At 70.8% G+C, this 17,371-nt stretch carries 10 protein-coding genes and 2 pseudogenes; 6 read left to right on the forward strand and 6 right to left on the reverse strand.

The window, feature by feature from the left end:
* The first annotated feature begins 175 nt into the window (after positions 1-175).
* Positions 176-1,912, forward strand: coding sequence for a trehalase family glycosidase (locus AB0I98_RS44130; protein WP_362951723.1), 1,737 nt, complete (start codon positions 176-178; stop codon positions 1,910-1,912).
* A 50-nt stretch (positions 1,913-1,962) separates the two neighbouring features.
* On the opposite strand, the gene AB0I98_RS44135 is transcribed toward AB0I98_RS44130, so the two are convergent.
* Positions 1,963-2,163 (reverse strand): hypothetical protein, encoded by a 201-nt coding sequence (locus AB0I98_RS44135; protein WP_362951745.1) that lies wholly within the window; start codon positions 2,161-2,163, stop codon positions 1,963-1,965.
* Here AB0I98_RS44135 and AB0I98_RS44140 point away from each other — a divergent pair.
* A complete protein-coding gene (locus AB0I98_RS44140; protein WP_362951747.1) occupies positions 2,080-2,361 on the forward strand; it encodes a hypothetical protein in 282 nt (93 codons plus the stop codon). The two genes, AB0I98_RS44135 and AB0I98_RS44140, sit on opposite strands and share 84 nt — an antisense overlap.
* A gap of 107 nt (positions 2,362-2,468) precedes the next feature.
* On the opposite strand, the gene AB0I98_RS44145 is transcribed toward AB0I98_RS44140, so the two are convergent.
* Positions 2,469-2,597: a hypothetical protein gene (locus tag AB0I98_RS44145; RefSeq protein WP_362951724.1), complete on the reverse strand. Its 129-nt coding sequence runs from the start codon at positions 2,595-2,597 to the stop codon at positions 2,469-2,471.
* Positions 2,598-3,096: 499 nt separating this feature from the next.
* A pseudogene (locus AB0I98_RS44150) lies at positions 3,097-4,563 on the reverse strand (DUF4158 domain-containing protein); the annotation flags it as partial.
* Between the two features lie 151 nt (positions 4,564-4,714).
* Here AB0I98_RS44150 and AB0I98_RS44155 point away from each other — a divergent pair.
* Together AB0I98_RS44155 and AB0I98_RS44160 are read left to right on the forward strand one after the other, a co-directional pair.
* A pseudogene (locus tag AB0I98_RS44155) lies at positions 4,715-5,045 on the forward strand (6-chlorohydroxyquinol-1,2-dioxygenase); the annotation flags it as partial.
* A gap of 88 nt (positions 5,046-5,133) precedes the next feature.
* On the forward strand, positions 5,134-6,063 hold the full coding sequence (locus tag AB0I98_RS44160) for a hypothetical protein (protein ID WP_362951725.1): 930 nt from the start codon (positions 5,134-5,136) through the stop codon (positions 6,061-6,063).
* Positions 6,064-6,324: 261 nt separating this feature from the next.
* Here the strand turns inward: AB0I98_RS44160 and AB0I98_RS44165 are convergent, their stop codons facing one another.
* Positions 6,325-10,146 (reverse strand): hypothetical protein, encoded by a 3,822-nt coding sequence (locus AB0I98_RS44165; protein WP_362951726.1) that lies wholly within the window; start codon positions 10,144-10,146, stop codon positions 6,325-6,327.
* Positions 10,147-10,397: 251 nt separating this feature from the next.
* Between AB0I98_RS44165 and AB0I98_RS44170 the strand changes: the two genes are divergently transcribed.
* Both AB0I98_RS44170 and AB0I98_RS44175 read left to right on the forward strand, forming a co-directional pair.
* Complete coding sequence (locus AB0I98_RS44170; RefSeq protein ID WP_362951727.1) at positions 10,398-10,847, forward strand: hypothetical protein; 450 nt, start codon at positions 10,398-10,400, stop codon at positions 10,845-10,847.
* A 20-nt stretch (positions 10,848-10,867) separates the two neighbouring features.
* Complete coding sequence (locus AB0I98_RS44175) at positions 10,868-11,953, forward strand: hypothetical protein (RefSeq protein ID WP_362951728.1); 1,086 nt, start codon at positions 10,868-10,870, stop codon at positions 11,951-11,953.
* Positions 11,954-12,161: 208 nt separating this feature from the next.
* On the opposite strand, the gene AB0I98_RS44180 is transcribed toward AB0I98_RS44175, so the two are convergent.
* Together AB0I98_RS44180 and AB0I98_RS44185 are read right to left on the reverse strand one after the other, a co-directional pair.
* Positions 12,162-14,531: a hypothetical protein gene (locus AB0I98_RS44180; RefSeq protein ID WP_362951729.1), complete on the reverse strand. Its 2,370-nt coding sequence runs from the start codon at positions 14,529-14,531 to the stop codon at positions 12,162-12,164.
* Positions 14,532-15,312: 781 nt separating this feature from the next.
* On the reverse strand, positions 15,313-17,370 hold the full coding sequence (locus tag AB0I98_RS44185; protein ID WP_362951730.1) for a hypothetical protein: 2,058 nt from the start codon (positions 17,368-17,370) through the stop codon (positions 15,313-15,315).
* Position 17,371: the final 1 nt, after the last annotated feature.

The raw sequence follows: 17,371 nt of genomic DNA on the forward strand, positions 1-17,371 counted from the left end.
CGCCGTCGTGGCCTCCCTGCCCGCCACGGTGATCCTCGTCCTCGCCCAGCGCTACGTCGCCGCCGGCGTGACCGCCGGAGCCGTCAAGGACTGAGCCCCTCACCTCGTCATGCCGACCGACGCGCTCGCACGTCCGCCGGCCGTCGCCCCCTGCTCCAGAAACGAGCCACGCCACATGACCGCCGCCCCGTCCGGCCCGGCCTTCTCCGTCCACGACATCCCGTTCAGCATGTACGGATCCTGGTTCGACATCTCGCCCGTGGTGGCGGAGAAGACGTACGCCGAAGACCTCCACCTCGTCTCGCACCAGAACGGCATGCACGCCGTCCTGCGCCTCGTGCCGCTCGACCCCGCCACGGGCGAGCGGGCCGACACCCGAGTCGAGGCGACACCGGGCCTGCTCGGCTGGGTCGGCGAGAGCGGGCGCGTCGACCTCGCCTACGAGTCGCCGGACACCGTACGGCTGCGGGGGAGCGGCCTGGACTTCGGTGTCTTCGCCGCCGCGCAGACCCTGACCCCGTTCAGCGGGACGTACTTCTTCCACGACCTGGCGGCGAACGGGTACGTCTTCACCTCGTACGAGACCGGACGCCGCTACCGCGTCACCGTCCTGTCCGGCACCATCGTCGACACCGCCGGAGCCCAGGCCCTGGCCCGCGCCGACCGCGGTCTCGCCGTGACCGCGGCTGCGGACGGCGCCTGGGAGATCGCGGTCGAGGAATTCGACACCTCCCGTCCGCCGTACGCGTCCGCGGCGAGCTTCGACGACATCGCGGAGTCGGCACGGGACGTGTTCGCGGACTTCGTCGACAGGGTGGCCCCCTGGCGCTCGGACGCCACCCCGGCCGCCGAACTCGCCGCCTACGTCGTCTGGTCGGCGACCGTGGCACCGGCGGGCCTGGTCACGCGACCCGGTGTGCTGATGTCCAAGCACTGGATGGACAAGGTGTGGAGCTGGGACCACTGCTTCAACGCCCTGGCCCTGGCACCCGGTTGCCCCGACCTGGCCCGGGACCAGTTCCAGCTGCCCTTCGACCACCAGGACGAGAGCGGTGCACTGCCGGACTCGGTCACCCACTCCGAGGTCCTCCGCAACTTCGTCAAGCCGCCCATCCACGGCTGGGCCTTCGGCCACCTGCGCCGCAAACTGCCGACACCTCCCGGCCGATCCGAACTCACCGAGGTGTACGAGCGTCTGGAGCGCTGGACCGAATTCTGGCTGACCTTCAGACGGGCCCCAGGAGCCGAACTGCCCCACTACCAGCACGGCAACGACAGCGGCTGGGACAACGCCACCACCTTCGACCCCGAACGCGTGGTCGTCACCGCCGACCTGGCCGCGTTCCTCGTCCTCCAGCTGCGCGAACTCGCCGATCTGGCAGCGGAGTTGGGCAGGGCGGACGACGAACATCGGTGGGTGTCCGTAGCTGAGGAGACCCAGACCGCGCTGATCGACCAGCTCTGGCAGGGTGACAGGTTCGTCGCCCGGGGAGTCGCCACCGGGGCCACCTGGAGCAGCAACAGCCTCCTCGACCTGATGCCCATCGTGCTGGGCGAACACCTGCCCAGCGAGATCAGCAGTGCCCTCGCCGACCACATCAAGGCCCACCTGACCCCGTACGGCCTCGCCACCGAACTGCCCAGCTCCCCGCACTACCTCCCCGACGGCTACTGGCGCGGCCCCATCTGGGCCCCCACCACCGTCCTGATCGAGGACGGCCTGCGCCGCGCCCGCCACGACCGGCTGGCGGACGACATCAGCGCCCGCTTCCGCGCACTGTGCGAGACCCACGGCTTCGCCGAGAACTTCGACGCCCTCACCGGCACGGGCCTGCGCGACCGCGCCTACACCTGGACCGCCAGCAGCTACCTCCTCCTCGCGGCAGCGCACGCGCACCGAGAAGGCCACTGACCGGCTGTCCTCCCACAGCCCCGGGACCGTTCGGGCCCCGGTCTCCTCCGTCACCGTCCTCCTGACCGCCCTGGGGCCGTCGGGTCACCTGTTCGCCCTCGACGACGAGAAGGGCAAAGCCACCGCGGCGCGCACCGTGCTGAGGCGACGAGTGCCACGATCTCGTCGTGGTGGCCGCGCGGGACGAGAAGGCGGGAGATGATTGCGCAGCCCTGTCCGGAGTGTGCGCAGACGGTGAGCGCGGCGACCATGGCGGCCGTCGCGAAGTCCGCGTCCCCGAAGACGACCACGGCGGACTTGCCGCGTCGCGCGGTGCCGGCCCGCCGGCGTGCGTCGTGTCGGCCGGATCCCGGGCACGGTGGACCGGGCGCATGGGAACGGCATTCGTGGTCGCCAACAAAATGGAGCGCGACGACGGCACGAACCAGACCATCCACGACCTGCTGTGATGGCCGCTGTGGGGTAAGGAGCGGTGGGTGCGGCCGACGATGAGGCTGAGGATGGTCTACGCCTTCGGCCTCACCGTCAGGGGACGGCCGGCTGGGACACCGATCTGTCAGTCGACATCAACGGCCTTCGCGGCGTCGTCCCAGAGCCTGTGTGCGAGGGCGGTGTCGAGAGCAGGCCCCCTCAACAGTTCCTCCTTCGCCTTGTTGAAGTACCGGCCCGTGCCCTTGGATGTCACGAGGTCAACGATGGCTGGGGCTGCCTCGTCGGCGGGCTTCCAGAATCGCTTGGCGGCGTTGGCGACCAGCCCTGCAACCCGGCCGTGCTCGCCGAGCCCGGTCCGCAGGACGCCGGGATGCACGGCGTCGATCGTCTTCCCGGCATCCTTCCACCGCTCGGCGAACAGCGGGACCATCAGCAGGTTGGCCAGCTTGGTGTCGCAGTAGGTCCTCATGGAGTGGAAGTCCTCGCCGGTCGGAGTTCGGTCGGGATCGATCTTTCCCCTGGTGTAGAGGCCCGCGCTGACCTGCACGACCCTGCGCAGCCGCTCCTCCAGCAGATGGTTGATCAGGAACGGCGCGAGATGATTCGTGAAGAACGCCTGCTCGAACCCGTCCTCGTTGAGCTCGCGGCGGCCGGGCCACAGTGCCGCGTTGTGGACGAGTACGTCGATGTCGGGGACGGCGGTGGTGATCTCTGTTGCGGCCTGCCGCGCCGTCCGGGCAGACGACAGATCCGACCACGTACGCGTCGCGGTCCACCGCCCCCTGGGGCAGCTCGGCATTCGCGTACACGGCCATGCGCCAGTGCGCCGGCACGAGCTTGTCGTCGACCTCCCGCGGCAGCAGCGGCTTCTCGCCCACCCTCCGCCGCGACAGCGCGGGCAGTCGCTTCACGCCGGCCAGGATGCGCGTCCCGCCGGTTGCGGCCCCGAGCGCCGAGGTCTCGCCCAGCAGCGACAGGAACGGCTTGACGGTGTTATAGCGCAGCGCCAGCGCCCCGCGCAGCGCCGTCTCCGCCGCGTCGTCGTCCTCAGGCACCAGGCTCACCACCGTGACCGCCGCGCTGGACAGCGCCGCACGGGGCGCGACCTCCTCAAGCGCCCGCCACATCGCTGCCACGTCCACATCCCAGCCGGTCTCCTTGATGAGCTCCAGCTCCTCGATGACCACCGTCGCCGCCCTGGCCACGATCCGGGATGCCTTCTCCAGCCGCGGCAGAGTGGACAGGCGCTGCTTGTCCGTGGACCGCTTCGCGGTGCTGATCAGCCTCGCTGCCATCAGGATCTCGAACAGGTCCAGGGCGTCGTCGATCGCCTTGGCCTCCAGGTGGCGCATCACCGCGGTGAGCATCGCAGTGCGCTTGGGCTCCGGGGTCCGCTCCAGCTTCGGGGCCTTGGTGCCCAGCCCGTACCGGGCCAGCGCGGACAGCCGGTTCGGCGGGATCTGCTCCAGCTTCACCCGTCCCAGCTGGAAGGCGGCGATGTCGTCGACCTGCTGCAACGCGCCCTTCATCGCGGTACCTGTGGTCCGTGTCGGCGGCCGGCGCATCCGCTCCAGCTCCGAAAACCGCTTGCCCTCGGGAGTCTTCAATGTTTCCACCAGGTCCCCGGGCAGCGCCGCATCCGCCCGCCGGGCCGCCTTGGCGACCGTGGTGTGCAGCCGCCTCTCCGCGACCCCGCGGACCTCGGCGACCTGCCGGGACAACACACTCACCCCCGGCAACAGCACCCGGTTGCGGCGAAGCCAGCCCACCGAGTGATCGAACAACGCCTTCGGCCCCTCGGCATGGGTCCACGCCCGCCCGTGCAGGAACGCCCGGAACTTCCGGCCCTGGGCATGGTCCTCGAACAGGTGGTAGCCGTACGCCTCGCGTATCTCCCACGCGTGGTCGTACACCGTCTGCCGCCGGTCCGCGTACCGCTTCACACACGACGCGTCCTCAATGCCCAGCTGCCCGGCCAAGTGCTCCACCACCGGCCACGGCACATCCAGCGGGTCCTCGCCCAGGAACAGGCCCACGTACCGCACCGTGCACATCTGGAGCGCGAACCCGAGCTGGTGATGCTGCGCACGCCGCAGCGCGATCAGATCCCGGTCCACATCGTCCAAGAAGAAGAACCGCTCCAGCTCGGGCTGCGTCGGCTCGTCGGCGAACTTCCCGTACGCCTCAGCTTGCTCATCAGTTGAGAACTCGACTGGCATGCGGCGGACGTAACCACCTGCCCGCGAGCGACCGTGGCTCTTTGAGCGAACACCCGTACGTAAAAGATCATTTGTCCTAATGGATCACGGAAAGCCGACCAAGATCGATCTCACTGATACTCGCTGTTCCCTTGGTCCCCCAGGCCGGTACTACCCGACCCCCACCGACGAGCCCGTGGGTCGACTGCTGCTGGCCACCAACCGGCACCCCTACCGGCCGGCCCACATCCACTTCATCGCCACCGCGAACGGCCACATCCCCGTCACCACCCATATCTTCCTGGCTGGGAGCCCCTACCTGGGACTCGGACGCCCTGTTCGCCGTCGAAAGCAGCCTGATCCGGGACTTCTACCGCGTCGACGACCCCGGTACGGCCGCCGAGCACGGGCTGCCCAACCCCGATGTCCACGCCCACGTCGAGTTGAAGACCGTTGTCACTGATCGCCTGCGGACGGGCCACCTCGTGAAAGCGCGAGGCTAGAGTGCCAACAGGCCCTGCCCCCACAGGAGGACGGATAGGGCACGCCCAAGACGAACGCCACCATCACCGGCCTGGGAGCACCCGTACGGTGCCCCGCCGTGTCGACGACGCCGCGGCGACCGCCACGCGGATGCCGGGTACTCCGCAATCGGCCATGGTGTTGCAGCGCGCCATCGGCAACCAGGCGTACAGCCAGATGGTGCAGCGGGCACCGGCGAGCGGTGGCTCCGCTGCTCCGGAGGGGGCCAAGATCGGCCTCACGCTGTCGGCGGTGAAAGAGCGGTTCGAAAAGTTGAAGGTCGAGGATCCGGAACTGGCCAAGCAGCAAGAGGCCAGGTGGGGCAAACTTCTGTACGTCTTGCAGGAGTTCGACAACTGGATGCGCAGTATCGAGGTCGGGTACCGGTTCGGCGGCAGCCTCATCGCGTACATCTACGGGGGAGCCCGGGCGCCGCAGGACATCGACATCGAGGTGTCGAAGGGTGACAACATGCACCACCTGCTCACCGCGATGAAGAGTTCGGGCACCTGGTCCGGACAGCTCGGTGCCCAGGGCGACCAGCTCCTGTCCATATATTGCATGAACGAACGGGTGCCGGAGTTCCAGTTCGACGTGTCCAGCGAGACCCAGGGATTCAACACCCCGTTCAAGCTGAAAGAATCGATGCAGGTGGAAGGGGATGCCGTCGTTTCGGGTGACAAGGTCTCGCGCGACGAACTGATCCTCAACTACCTGGACCGGATGATCCAGAAGCCCGACATCGCGAAGAACAAGGGCGACGACAACCAGATTGCCGGCCTTCTGAGTGCCGCCGGGTGCCGTACCCCCGCCGATGTCGAGGAGTACTGGAGGCGGAACCTTCAACCGGCCATCAAGGCGGGCGACCACCGTATACCGGCCCTGCGCGACAACCTGGCGAGCATCGCCAGGGAGAAGTTCGCGGGCGGGGCCCAGGCGCCGAGGGCCGCCTCGCCCGAGCCGATGGAAATCGACGGGGACGAGATGGACCTCAGCTGATCCCCGGCCCGTCCGGCCCCGGTCCCACCGGAACTGCGTGCGGGTCCGGGCCCGGCACTCGGGCGCACGAGCCCGCGAAGCCTGCCCGGCTCAATGTGGGTTCGGGATCACTTCGTTCTGAGTCGGTTGCCGAACTCCTCCAGCCCACCCGCGTGTTGAAGCGGTCGTGTCGCTGGAGGTGCTCGTGTCTCGACTCTCGGGGAGGCGAGAGTTGTCCGTAAGGCCAGTTCGAGGAAACAGCCAACGCCCCGCCCAATGCGCCTACTTGCTGCTCGTGCCGCACGTGCGGTGGTACGGGACCGACGGGAGCAGGCGGTGCCATTCCGTGCGGGTCAGGGCGTGGGCGAGCGTGGTGCACAGGCGCTCCGCCGTGGCGTCGGGATCGGTGCGCCACAGCTGGGCGGTGCGGTCGTCTCCTGCGGTGGCCAACAGATCGCCGTCCGGGCTGAAGGCGAGTGCGCTCACGGGGGCGGTGTGGCCGGTCAGGGCGGCCAGGAAGGTAGGCTCCTCCTGCCTCTCCTGGTCCTCGTGGTCCTCCACCGCCCACAGCAGGACCGTGTTGTCCGAGCCGGCGGCGGCCAGGGTGTGGCCGTCGGGGCTGAACGCCACGGTCAGAGCTGGGCCGGTGCTTCCGGTGAGGGTCGTTTCGGGTTCGTGGTCGGCCACGTTCCAGAGGATGACCCGGCCATCGCGAGCGGCGGTGGCGAGCGAGGCGCCGTCGGGGCTGAAGGCCACGTCGCTCACCCAGTTGGAGTGCGCGCGGAGGGTCGCTACGCGTGATCGTCCGGCCACGTCCCACAGGACGGCCCCGTTGGAGTGGGCGGTGGCCAGCAGACGGCCGTCGGGGCTGAAGGTCACAGCGTTGCTCCAGGTGGCTCCGCTGTCGAAAGCGGTCAGCCGGGTCCGGTGCTCGGCGTCCCAGAGCACCACCCTTCCGTCCATGCCCACCGTCGCGACCGTACGGCCGTCCGGGCTGAAGTCGACGCCCATGACGCGGGCGGTGTGGCCGGTGAGGCGGGTCGGCGCGTCACGCTCCGTGGGATTCCAGAGCGTGAGGGTGGAATCCTCGGGGCGCTGCGGGTCGCCGGTCGCCGCGGCGATCGTACGGCCGTCCGGGCTGAACGCCACGGCGTGGACGGGCCCCTTGCCCCTGCCGAGGGTGGCCGTGCGGATGCGGCGCCGGGCGTCCCACACCATCAGGGTGCCGTCATCGGTGGCGGTGGCGAGTGAGCCGCCGTCGGGGCTGAACGCCACGTCGTTGAGCCGGTTGGCGTGGCCGGACAGTGGGATGCGCGCCGGGTCCCACAGCACGACCCTGCCGCTCTCGTCGCCCGAGACCAGCAGGGCGGCACTCGCCTTCCCGCCGCTCGCCGAACCGGCGCCCCCGTACCCCTCGCCCGTCTTTCCGCTGCCCGGTCGGAAGGCAAGCGCGTAGATATTGCTCGTGTGCGCCGTCAGGGCGGCGCGGCGGACTCGATTCAGTGGGTCCCAGAGGACCACCTCTTGATCGTCCCCGGCGGCTGCGAGGGTGTGGCCGTCGGGGCTGAACGCGAGGGTCCTGACCCTGCGGGAGCGTTCGGTGAGGACGGTCGCGCCCCCGTTCGTGCGGTTCCGCATGTCCCACAGGCGGACGGTGTGGTCCTGGCCGGCGGTGGCGAGGCTGCGGCCGTCGGGGCTGAAGTCCGCGGCGTCGAGGGCGCCGGTGTGGCCCCTCAGCGTGGCGAGCGGTTCGCCGGTGGGCGCCGACCACAGCCGTACCGCGCCGTCGGCGCCGACCCCCGCCACCGTACGGCCGTCCGGGCTGAAGGCCACCGCGTTCACCCCGCCCTCAGCCCCCCTCAGGACGTCCCGCGTCGTCCCGCGCCCGAGGTCCCACAGCCGCACGGTGCCGTCGGCGGCGCCGCTGGCCGCGAGTTCGCCGTCGGGGCTGAACGCGATGCTCGTGACCGGCCCGGTGTGACCGGACAGCGTGGCCGTGCTCCTGCGTCGCGTGACGTCCCAGAGCGTGACGGCCCCGTCGTCCACGCCGGTGGCCAGCAGCCGGCCGTCCGTGCTGAATGCCACCGTCCGGGGCGCGGCGGTGCCCTGGCCGCGCGGGGCGGAGAGCGTCGCCGGGGTGCGGTCAGGCACGTCCCACAGGCGCACCCCGGCGTCCCGGCCCACCGTGGCCATGGTGCCGTCGGGGGCGAGGGCGACCGCCCGCACGGGACCCGGGCCGGCGCGGACCTCGCCCTGGTAGTACTCGCGGGACGACATGGTCAGCAGCGCGCCGCGCGCCTGGGGAGTCGGCGCGGTGCGATACGCCTCCACGCTCAGCACCATCGCCGCCTGCGGCTGCGAATCGGCCAAGTGCAGCGCCCGGGCCGCCAGTTCACGGGAGACGGCCAACCGGCGGGCTTCCTGGGCCTCGCGCCGCTGCTGTGCGGCGAGCACGCCGACCACCGTCGCCACGAGGAGCAGCAGGGCGAGGCCGATCGCCAGGCCGCGCAGGCGGCAGTCGCGCCGGGCCGCGGACCGCCGTTCCTCCGCACGGGCGTCGAGGGAGGCGGTGAGGAACTCCGCCTCCCGCTCGGTGAGTTCGGCCTGGAGCCGGGCCGCGACGAAGTGCTCCCCGGCCGTGGCCAGTCGCGTGCCCCGGTACAGCGCTCCGGGATCGCGGCCCAGCGCCTCCCACTCGGAGGCGGCGGCGGTCAGGTGCCGGTGCACGAGGAGGTGTTCGCGCTCCTCGTCGATCCAGCCGCGCAGGCGGGGCCAGGAGGTGATCAGGGCTTCGTGGGCGAGGTCCACGGTGTCGTCGTCGATGGTGATCAGCCGGGCCCGGACGAGGCGTTCGAGTACGTCGGAGTCACGGATGGCGTCGAGTTCGAGTTCCGTACGGTCGACGGGGCGCCGTGTGTCCTCGGCCCCCTCCCCGGGGGTGATCAGGCGCAGCAGGATCCTGCGGGCGTGCTCCGCCTGGGTCGGCGGGAGGTCGTCGTACAGTTCCTCGGCCGTACGGGCGATCGCGCCGCGTACGCCGCCCGCGGCCTCGTACCCCGCGACGTCCAGCCTTCCGCCTTTGCGGCGGCGCCATGTCTCCAGCAGCGCGTGAGACATCAGCGGAAGGCCGCCGGGTTCGTCCGCGACCTCGTCGACCACCCTCGCCGTGAGGGCCCGTTCGACGACGAGGCCGTGGGCGGCGGCGGGTTTGACGATCGCCTCCCGCAGCTCCGCCCGGGTCATCGGCCCGACCAGCAGGGTGGCGTCCCGCAGCGCGTCGGCGAGCCCGCGGTGGCCGGCGCAGTGGCCGAAGAAGTCCGCACGGACGCCCAAGACGACGCGTAATCGGCTCTCAGGCCGACGGGCGGCCAGCACCAGGTCGACGAACTCCGCCCGCTCGGCCGGGTCGCGACACAGGGTGTAGACCTCCTCGAACTGGTCCACGACGATCACGGTGTCGCCGCCTGCGCCGGTATCGTCCGCCGCCACGAACCGGCGGCCATGCGTACGGGCGGGCTGCGGCCCCGGCGTGAGGATCCGGATGGTGGCCAGGCGCTCCGGCCCCGAGGCACCGCAGTCCCGTAGGGCGGGGACGAGCCCGGCCCTCAGTAACGAGGACTTCCCGCTGCCGGAGGCGCCGACGACCGCTGTGAGGCGATGGGCGCGGACCATGGCGGTGAGATCGGCGGTCAGGCGGTCCCGCCCGAAGAACCGCTCCTGGTCCTCCGGTTGGAAACGCCGCAGGCCGGGATAGGGCGGTACGGCGTCGCCGTCGTCGAGCACATCCGCCCGCTCGGCCGCCGCGGCCTCGTGCCAGCGCCGCTCCCACTCCTCGGCATCCCCGGCGCACGCGGTCACGTAGGCCAACGTGACGGGCAGCGACGGCAGTTTCACGCCGGCGGCGGCCTGCGCGAGAGTCGCCGTGGCGTAAGGCACCTTCCGTGCCATGTCCCGGTAGGTGAGGTCTCCGGCCTTCTGCCGCAGCTTGCGCAGTTCGAAGGCGAACCGCGCCACCGGCCCCGCTGCCGGGTCCAGAGAATTCTCCCGACGTCCCGTCACGGCACCCCCGTCTCCCGTCCCCTTCACGACGAGCCCGGCGTCCACGCTAGGCACCCTCTGATCGGGCGGACAAGGCGGCGCTCCGGCCCCGGGGTACGCGGCGTACCGCCGGTCACGGAGCACCGGAACGCCCCCTTCCGTAGCGGCGCCCGGTTGTCCATTCCCGTGAACTGGTCTTACGGACAATGCTCGCCGCCCCGACAGTCGAGACTCCGGCCCCCCAATGGGCGCTGGATACGGACAGACCCGCACCACCATTCACGAGATCCGCAAGACACCTCAGGGGGACGAAAGAAGTGAGAGCACGAGCGAAGTGGGTGCTGGCCGCCGCACTCGGACTGGCAGTCGCCACCTCCACACAGGCCCACGCGGACACCACGGCCCCGCGGGGCGACGCCGGCGTCCTGAAGGTCCACGAAATGGAGACGGAGGACCGCGAGCCCGGCGGGCAGATCCGTTTCAACACCAACACGGACTGCACCTACGTATACGACCGGCAGCCCGACGGGCTGGCCGCCGTCGGCTACGTCTACGAGTACATCGACTCCGACACCCGCGGCGACCTGATCTACAAGCTGGTCAACGAGGGCGCCAGCGACCCGTGGGACCCCTACCGGTGCGCGGCCCACGGCGGCAAGTACAACCTCAAGGAGGGGCGGAAATTCTGGTTCCGGATCTGCTTGACGGCGGACGAAGGGCCTCCCGGGTTCTGCGACTGGGCCGCATGGCGCAACGTCAACACGTAGCCGAAGGACGAGGACACGACATGAGGACCCCGAGCACCATCCGCCGACGTACAGCCGGCGCGGCCACCGCTGCCGCCCTCGCAACCCTTCCGGCCATGCTCGGCATCGCCGCTCCCGCGTCCGCCGGCACCGTGGCACCGGTCGGCGCCAAGGCGGCGGCACAACCCCGTGCCGACCTACCCGCCCTGGGCCACTTCCGCAACCACCCCGGCCAGGATGGCGACTGGGGCGAGCGCATGCAGCAGGCGGAAGACCTCTACGGGCCGTTCGAGGGGCACTGGCGCGGCTACCACCCGGCGGGCGGCGCGCCGCCGCTCGCCGACAACCCGACGGGACAGGCCGAGAAGGCCGCGCTCAAGGCGGGCAAGAAGCTGCACCTGTCCTGGCGTCCGTATGAAGACCCGGACAATGGCGGGAGCTGGGCTCGTACCGTGAGCGGCGACATGCTCCGGCAGACCATGGGCCGGCTGCAGGACCATTGCGGCGAGCGCTGCCCGGAGGTCTGGCTCTCCGTCGTGCACGAACCGGAACTCGATTGGCGGGACCACTGCCCCACCGTCAACCCCTGTCCGGGCTGGACGTACGCCGACTTCAAGAACATGTGGGACAAGGTCGTCCAGGCCCGCGAGGACGCGGGCGCCGGCAAGGTGAAACTGGCCTGGGTCGTCCAGGGCAACCCGGACCGCCAGAAGCACTACAACAGCCTGTGGCCCGGCAACGACAAGGTGGACATCGTCGGCCAGGACCCCTACATCGACCGGGGCGACAAGGCGGAGGCTCTTCCGAAGCGCATGATCGAGCGGACGAAGTGGTTCAGGGACGAGTCCGCCAAGCACAACGGCAGGTACGACTACGCCTCCAAGCCGCACATCTTCGCCGAGTACGGCTGCGACCTCGGCGGCGACGAGGAGGACCGCGGGACCGCGGAACACCGCGGCAGGTGCATCGACGAGGTCCGCGAAGCCCTCCCCGAGATCGCCGGAATCCCCGGGATCCAGGTGGTCGAGATGGACTTCTTCGATGCCGGGTCCGGCTGGATCGAGGACGCCGACGGCTCGCCCGACCATGAGGCCTACAAGAGGCTGAAGGCGGCCACCGAGCGCTGAGTGCGCGATGCCGGGAGCCGGAGTGTGACAGGGGTGCACTCCGCCCCCGGCATCCCCCTTGTGTCGCTGTTCGCGGCGATGCGGGCGACCGCGTCGGGGCAGGGTAGCCAGCTCAACGTGTGCCCGCCTCCGACACGATCTGCGTACCTCCAAGGGAAGTTCACGAGTGAGGCCGACGTGCTCCGCGATGGTTCCCTCGGCCACTGCGCTACTCCTCACGCAGCCCGATGTCGAAGTCAGACACGATCGCCTGGCTCACCGCGTCACCGATCCCGATGTCGTGCCGGAACCGGTGCTCCAGGCAGGCCAGCAGCAGGGTCAGAGCCTGCCGGGCGGTGTGCCCGAGGCCCTGACCTCGCCGCAGCCCGGCCACCTCCGCCAAGTCCTGGCGGCTCAGGGCACCCATGGGGCCGGTGAGGGCCGATGCGCGCGGCGTGAGGTCGTAGAGGTGGATGGTCGGCCCCTTACCCACGACCGCGAGCATGTCTCCCTGGGGCGACAGCCGTACGCAGGGTTTCCAGCGCAGGGCGCCGACCAGTTGGATCCGCTGGGGCACGAGATCGTCGGGGAAGCGCAGGCCGGGGGCCGGCGGTACGGCGAGGAGCTCCACGTGCCCGTCCCTGACCGTCACGAACCGGTGCAGGGCGGATGACCAGGCGAGCCCGGTCGGGAGGTCGTCGTGGGGCCAGACATGCGACGTGGCCGGCGGGGATGCGGAGGTGAGCGGATCGTGCCAGACGTTCAGCTCGCCGAAGAAGGTGACGCGGACCAGCGCGGACGGCGACAGGGCGGCCTGTGCCTGGAAGAGCCCCCCGTTCCGGGGGACGTCGAGCACGTTGACGGCACCGGAGGCGAGATCGGCGACCACGATGTCCTTCGCGCCGAACACCGCGACGCGCCGCCCGTCCGGGGCCACGGCGGTGCCCCGCGGAGAGAAGTCGTTCTTACCGTGCAGCAACCGCGTCTTGGCCGGGGGGCCGTCACCCGAGCCCAGGAAGACATTGAACGACGCGGAGGCCCCTGTGGTGTCCTGCTCCGCCACCACCATGAACCGCTCATCCGCGATGCGTTGTGGCCCGCGGATATGCCCTGCCGCGGAGCCGAGCTGCCGCACACTGCGCCGGTCGACGTGGTGGAGCTTCCGCTGCGCCTGCGCGGATCCGACAGCACGCGGATCGTCCTCGACGACGACGAAGGCATCCGGTGCCAGGTGCGCCACTGCGGACAGCCGGTGCGCAAAGCCGCGCTGGATCAGCGTGACCGTCCGGGTGCGCAGATCCAGTACGCCCGCGAAGGAGTGTCCGACGAAGGCGAGGTGACGCCCGTCCTCGGAGAAGTCGAGAGCATGGGGAGCCGTCCCGACGCTCTGGGTGAAGTCGACCGCTACGGGCTCGATGCTCGACGGCAGGACGGACACGGCCCTGAGGCCGTCGTCGACCACCCATGCGTCCGCCGCACGCAGGGCCTCGAACAACTCGCGATCCGCCTCAACGGGGGGCCGCCATGTCCCGAACCGGTCGACGGTGTCGACGGCTTCCGGCAACGACATCAGCGGAACCAACCGCCACAGCCGCTCCCAGTCACCCCGGCGCGTCAACTGCGTGACCAGTAAGTCGCGTTCGGCCTGCGCGAGCGTCGCGAAGTCGTGCCGGTCGGAACGCTGTCCGGCCAGGATCCGCAGCATGTCGACGCCGCCCATGGCCGCCATCGCGGTCCGCAGCGCCGTCCGCTCCTCCGTCCCGGCGGCGCGGTAGCCGCGGGCGAGCAGCGTGCCGTCGGGATCCAGTGCCTCGTACTGCTCCTGCTGCCCGGTCCGGACGAAGAACAGCGCGCGCTCGGTCTCGTCGCTCGGGGCCAGTCCGTGGGTGAGGCAGTACTCCAGCGCGTCGGGCAATTCGACCGCTGTCGCGCAGAAGTGGGAGACGGCCAAGGGGTCGGCCGCTGTGAGCAGCCGTTCGCGGGCCGACTCGCCGATCGGGTGGTCGAAGCGGGCGGCGGCACCGGCGAGCATGAGCGGATCCGGGGACAGGTCCGAGGCGCCGAGCGCGAGTCTGCTGAGGTTCCGGGTGCGGGAGCCGGCGGCGGCCGAGGCGGGACGGTTCCACCCTCGCAGGAGCGACCACAGGGCGGGGTCGGGATCCGCCAGCCAGGCGCTCCACGCGGTGTCGACGACCCAGGTGGGAACGGTCGAGACATCGGCCGTCAGTCCGGCCAGTGCCGGGGAGTCCCACGGCCGGGCCGGCCCGCCGGACTTCGCTGCCGCCAGCCAGACCCGCCACACCACCTCGTGGCCATGGCGCTCGACGGCTCGTGCGAGGGCCCGCAGAGCGGCGGGATCACCGGTGTCCGCCACGCCGAGGACGACCTGAAGAGCACGCCGGCCACGGGGGACGCCAGGCGAGGCGATCAGCAGCAGGAAGGAAGCGGTCCGCAGGCGCATCGGCCTCATCCCGCCGTTCCGCGCGCCCAGGGCGATGTCGGTGGCGCTCCCCGGCGACTTGGATCCCCTGCCCAGCGCGATGTCGCCGCTGAAGCGGTTCGCCAGACAGGCCCCCAGCAAATCGAGCGCGTCCCGCACCTCCGGACCATTTCCACATGAAGCCATTCTTGCGCCCCCTGCCGGACCACGGATGTGACGGCCAGTTCGGACGCGTCCGCCGAGAAGGATGCCGGCAGCCTGTTCCCGGGAGCGCTGTGAGTGATCAGGCGGACCCGCGGCAGCCGGCCGACAAGGGCCCGTAGCTGCTCGGGAGAGCGCTCCGCGAGCATCGAGAGCGAGTCGGCCGCGCCGCCCGTGCGCTCCCGTTCCGGCAGGAGACGGGCGGCCTCGGCTGCCTCGGCCGGCGGAAGGTCGAGCGTCAGCCGGCGCAGTTCGTCCCAGCTCTGATGCCGCGCCAGCTGATGCCTTACGTAGTCGAGCTCGTCGGTGGACATCTCCGCGATCCGGTCGCGCCGATCGCCGGTCACCATCACCCGGATCACCTCGGCGTCGCCCTCGGATGCCATGACCGTACGCAGGCGCGCCCGCGCCTGCGCAGCCGCCGCCCGATAGGCCAGGGCCGGCAGCGAGCCGTCCGGATCGAGTGCCCTGTACTGGGCGCTCTGCCCGATGAGGACCAGATAGGCGGCGTCGGCGGGTTCCTGCGGGGCTACGGCCACAAGCTCCTGCACATCGGTCTCGGGCAGTTCGGCGGCTATGGCCCGCACTGCCTCCTGCGCGGCCGGATCGCCCGCGGCGCACCTCGGCACCAGCCGCCGCCACGCCCTCCGGGTCCACAGTCCGCGGGCACCGTTCGCCCGCCGCCGCGCGGCCTGACGTACCAGCCGGGCTGCGTCTTCCGTGCTGAGCACCATTGTCCTCACACCTCGCCCAGCTCGATCTCGAAGTCCCCCGCGTCCGTTGTCTGCCCGATCCCCACGTCGTGCCGGAATCGGTGTTCCAGGCAGCTGTGCAGCGCGCGGAGAATCGGCCGGGATGTGTGGTCCAGGGCGGGGCTCTCCAGCGCTGCGGTCACGTCGGACAGATCCTGGAGACTCATCAGGCCCATGGGCCGTACGACGCGTGGCCGCAGGGCGAGGAGGGGCAGGTAGTAGAGCTCGACGGTCGGGGTCAGGCTTACGGAGTCCAGCGAGGCCAGGACGTCACCCTTCGGCGACAGTCGCACGCTGCCCGGGTGACCGGTGAGGCCGACCTGACGGGCCACGAGGCTGTCGGGCAGGGGACTGTCGCGGGTTTCGGGTATGTCGAGGATCCACAGGGACAGCGACAGGTCGGGCCTCCCGATCGCCACGAACCGGTTCAGCGCGGGTGACCAGGCGAGGCCGTACAGGGACGTCTTGGACGACCAGACGGTTCTCGACACCGGTGCCCGGGTGGACACGAGCGGTTCGTGCCACATGTCCAGGCTGCCGCCCAGGTCGTCGGCGCGGACGAGGACCGTGTCCGACATGGCGGCGAGCGGCCTCGGGTGGGTGCTCCTGGGCCCGTTGTCCAGAACGTTCACGACGGTTCCCTCACGGTCGGCTACCACGGCGGTGTCGGTGTTGACCATGGCGATCCGATGGCCGCCGGGACCCACGGTGATGGTCTGTGGGACGACGTCGGGCAGTCCGTCGAGGATTCCGCTGTCGGCGAGGGAGCCGTCACGGTCGCCCACGGACACGCTCGCCTGCCAGCGGAACCCGTCGATCTGTCCGAAGGAGACGAGGAAGGCGCCCTCGCCGGTGACGCGTTGCAGGCTCTTGATCCGGGTGGCCGCGAAGCCGAGTGGGCGTACGCCGTCCGGGGCGAAGCGGTGGATCCGCTTGGGATGGTGCATGTCGCCGGGCTCTTCCGCGTCGACTGCGATGATGGTGTCGGCGCCCAGGTGCGCCACCTGGTCCAGCGGGCGCGCGGCGTCGGGATACCGCCGCGACAACTGCCCGCTGCCGAGGTCGATGATCCCGGCGAGTCCGCGGTCGCCCACGCGTCCGGCGACGGCGAGTTGGGTGCCGTCCGGTGCGAAATCCATGTCGTGGACGATGGTGACCGGCTCGCCGAGGCCGGGCATGGTGATGCGGGCCGGAACGAGTCGCGACGACCCGTCACCGAGACCGTCACGCGTCCACGCCTCCAAGGCAGCGGCTTCGACGCCCCGCAACGCCTCGAACACCCTCAGGTCGTCGTCGCCCGTCGGTCGCCAGGCCGCGCCGGCATCCTGGACCGCCCGCACGGCGTCGAGCAGTGGCATCAGCTGGACCAGCTGCCACCAGTGGTCCCAGTCACGACGGGCCGCGAACTGCTCCAGCAGCCGCCTGCGTTCCGTTTCGCCGAGCGAGGCGAAGCCGCCGGGGCCGGAGTGCCGGCCCGCCAGCACACGCAGCAGATCGATGTCACCCGTCTCCGTCACCGTCTCCAGCAGGGCCCTGCGCTCCTCGGACGACGCGCCGCGGTAGCCGAGCGCCAGCAGGGCCCCGTCGGGGTCCAGCGCCCTGTACTGCTCGTGCTGCCCGGTCCGCAGGAAGAAGGCGGCGCGTTCCACTTCGTCGGCGGGAGCCAGGTGGTGCGTGACGCAGAAGGCCGTGGCCTCGGGTGAGGTGAGTGCCGTACGGCACAACAGGCCGACGGCCTCGGCATCGTTCAACGCGATCAGGTGGGCACGGGCCCGCTCACCGATCGGGTGGTCGAAGCGGGTGGCGGTCTCGACCAGCAGTTCCGGGCCGAGTGCCACGTCCTCGTCGCCGAGCGCGAGCCGGCTGAGGGCGTGCGTCGAGGGCTCGGCTCCGCTCGCCGCGCATCCGCGCCTCTCCAGCAGGGTCCACAGCGCCGGATCAGGTGCGCCGAGCCAGGCCTGCCACACGGTGTCGAGGGCTCGCCTCCGCAGGGGGCCATGGCGCAGGGGCAGCCGCAGCAGCCGCGCGGCGGTGCGTGTGCGCATC

Source organism: Streptomyces sp. NPDC050211, assembly GCF_040656035.1.
Taxonomy (GTDB): domain Bacteria; phylum Actinomycetota; class Actinomycetes; order Streptomycetales; family Streptomycetaceae; genus Streptomyces.

What these genes read in the sequence shown, in the direction of transcription:
- AB0I98_RS44185 (WP_362951730.1), bottom strand. Translation starts at nt 17,370, where the DNA reads ATGCGCACACGCACCGCCGCGCGGCTGCTGCGGCTGCCCCTGCGCCAT.
- AB0I98_RS44175 (WP_362951728.1), top strand. Translation starts at nt 10,868, where the DNA reads ATGAGGACCCCGAGCACCATCCGCCGACGTACAGCCGGCGCGGCCACC.
- AB0I98_RS44135 (WP_362951745.1), bottom strand. Translation starts at nt 2,163, where the DNA reads ATGGTCGCCGCGCTCACCGTCTGCGCACACTCCGGACAGGGCTGCGCA.
- AB0I98_RS44130 (WP_362951723.1), top strand. Translation starts at nt 176, where the DNA reads ATGACCGCCGCCCCGTCCGGCCCGGCCTTCTCCGTCCACGACATCCCG.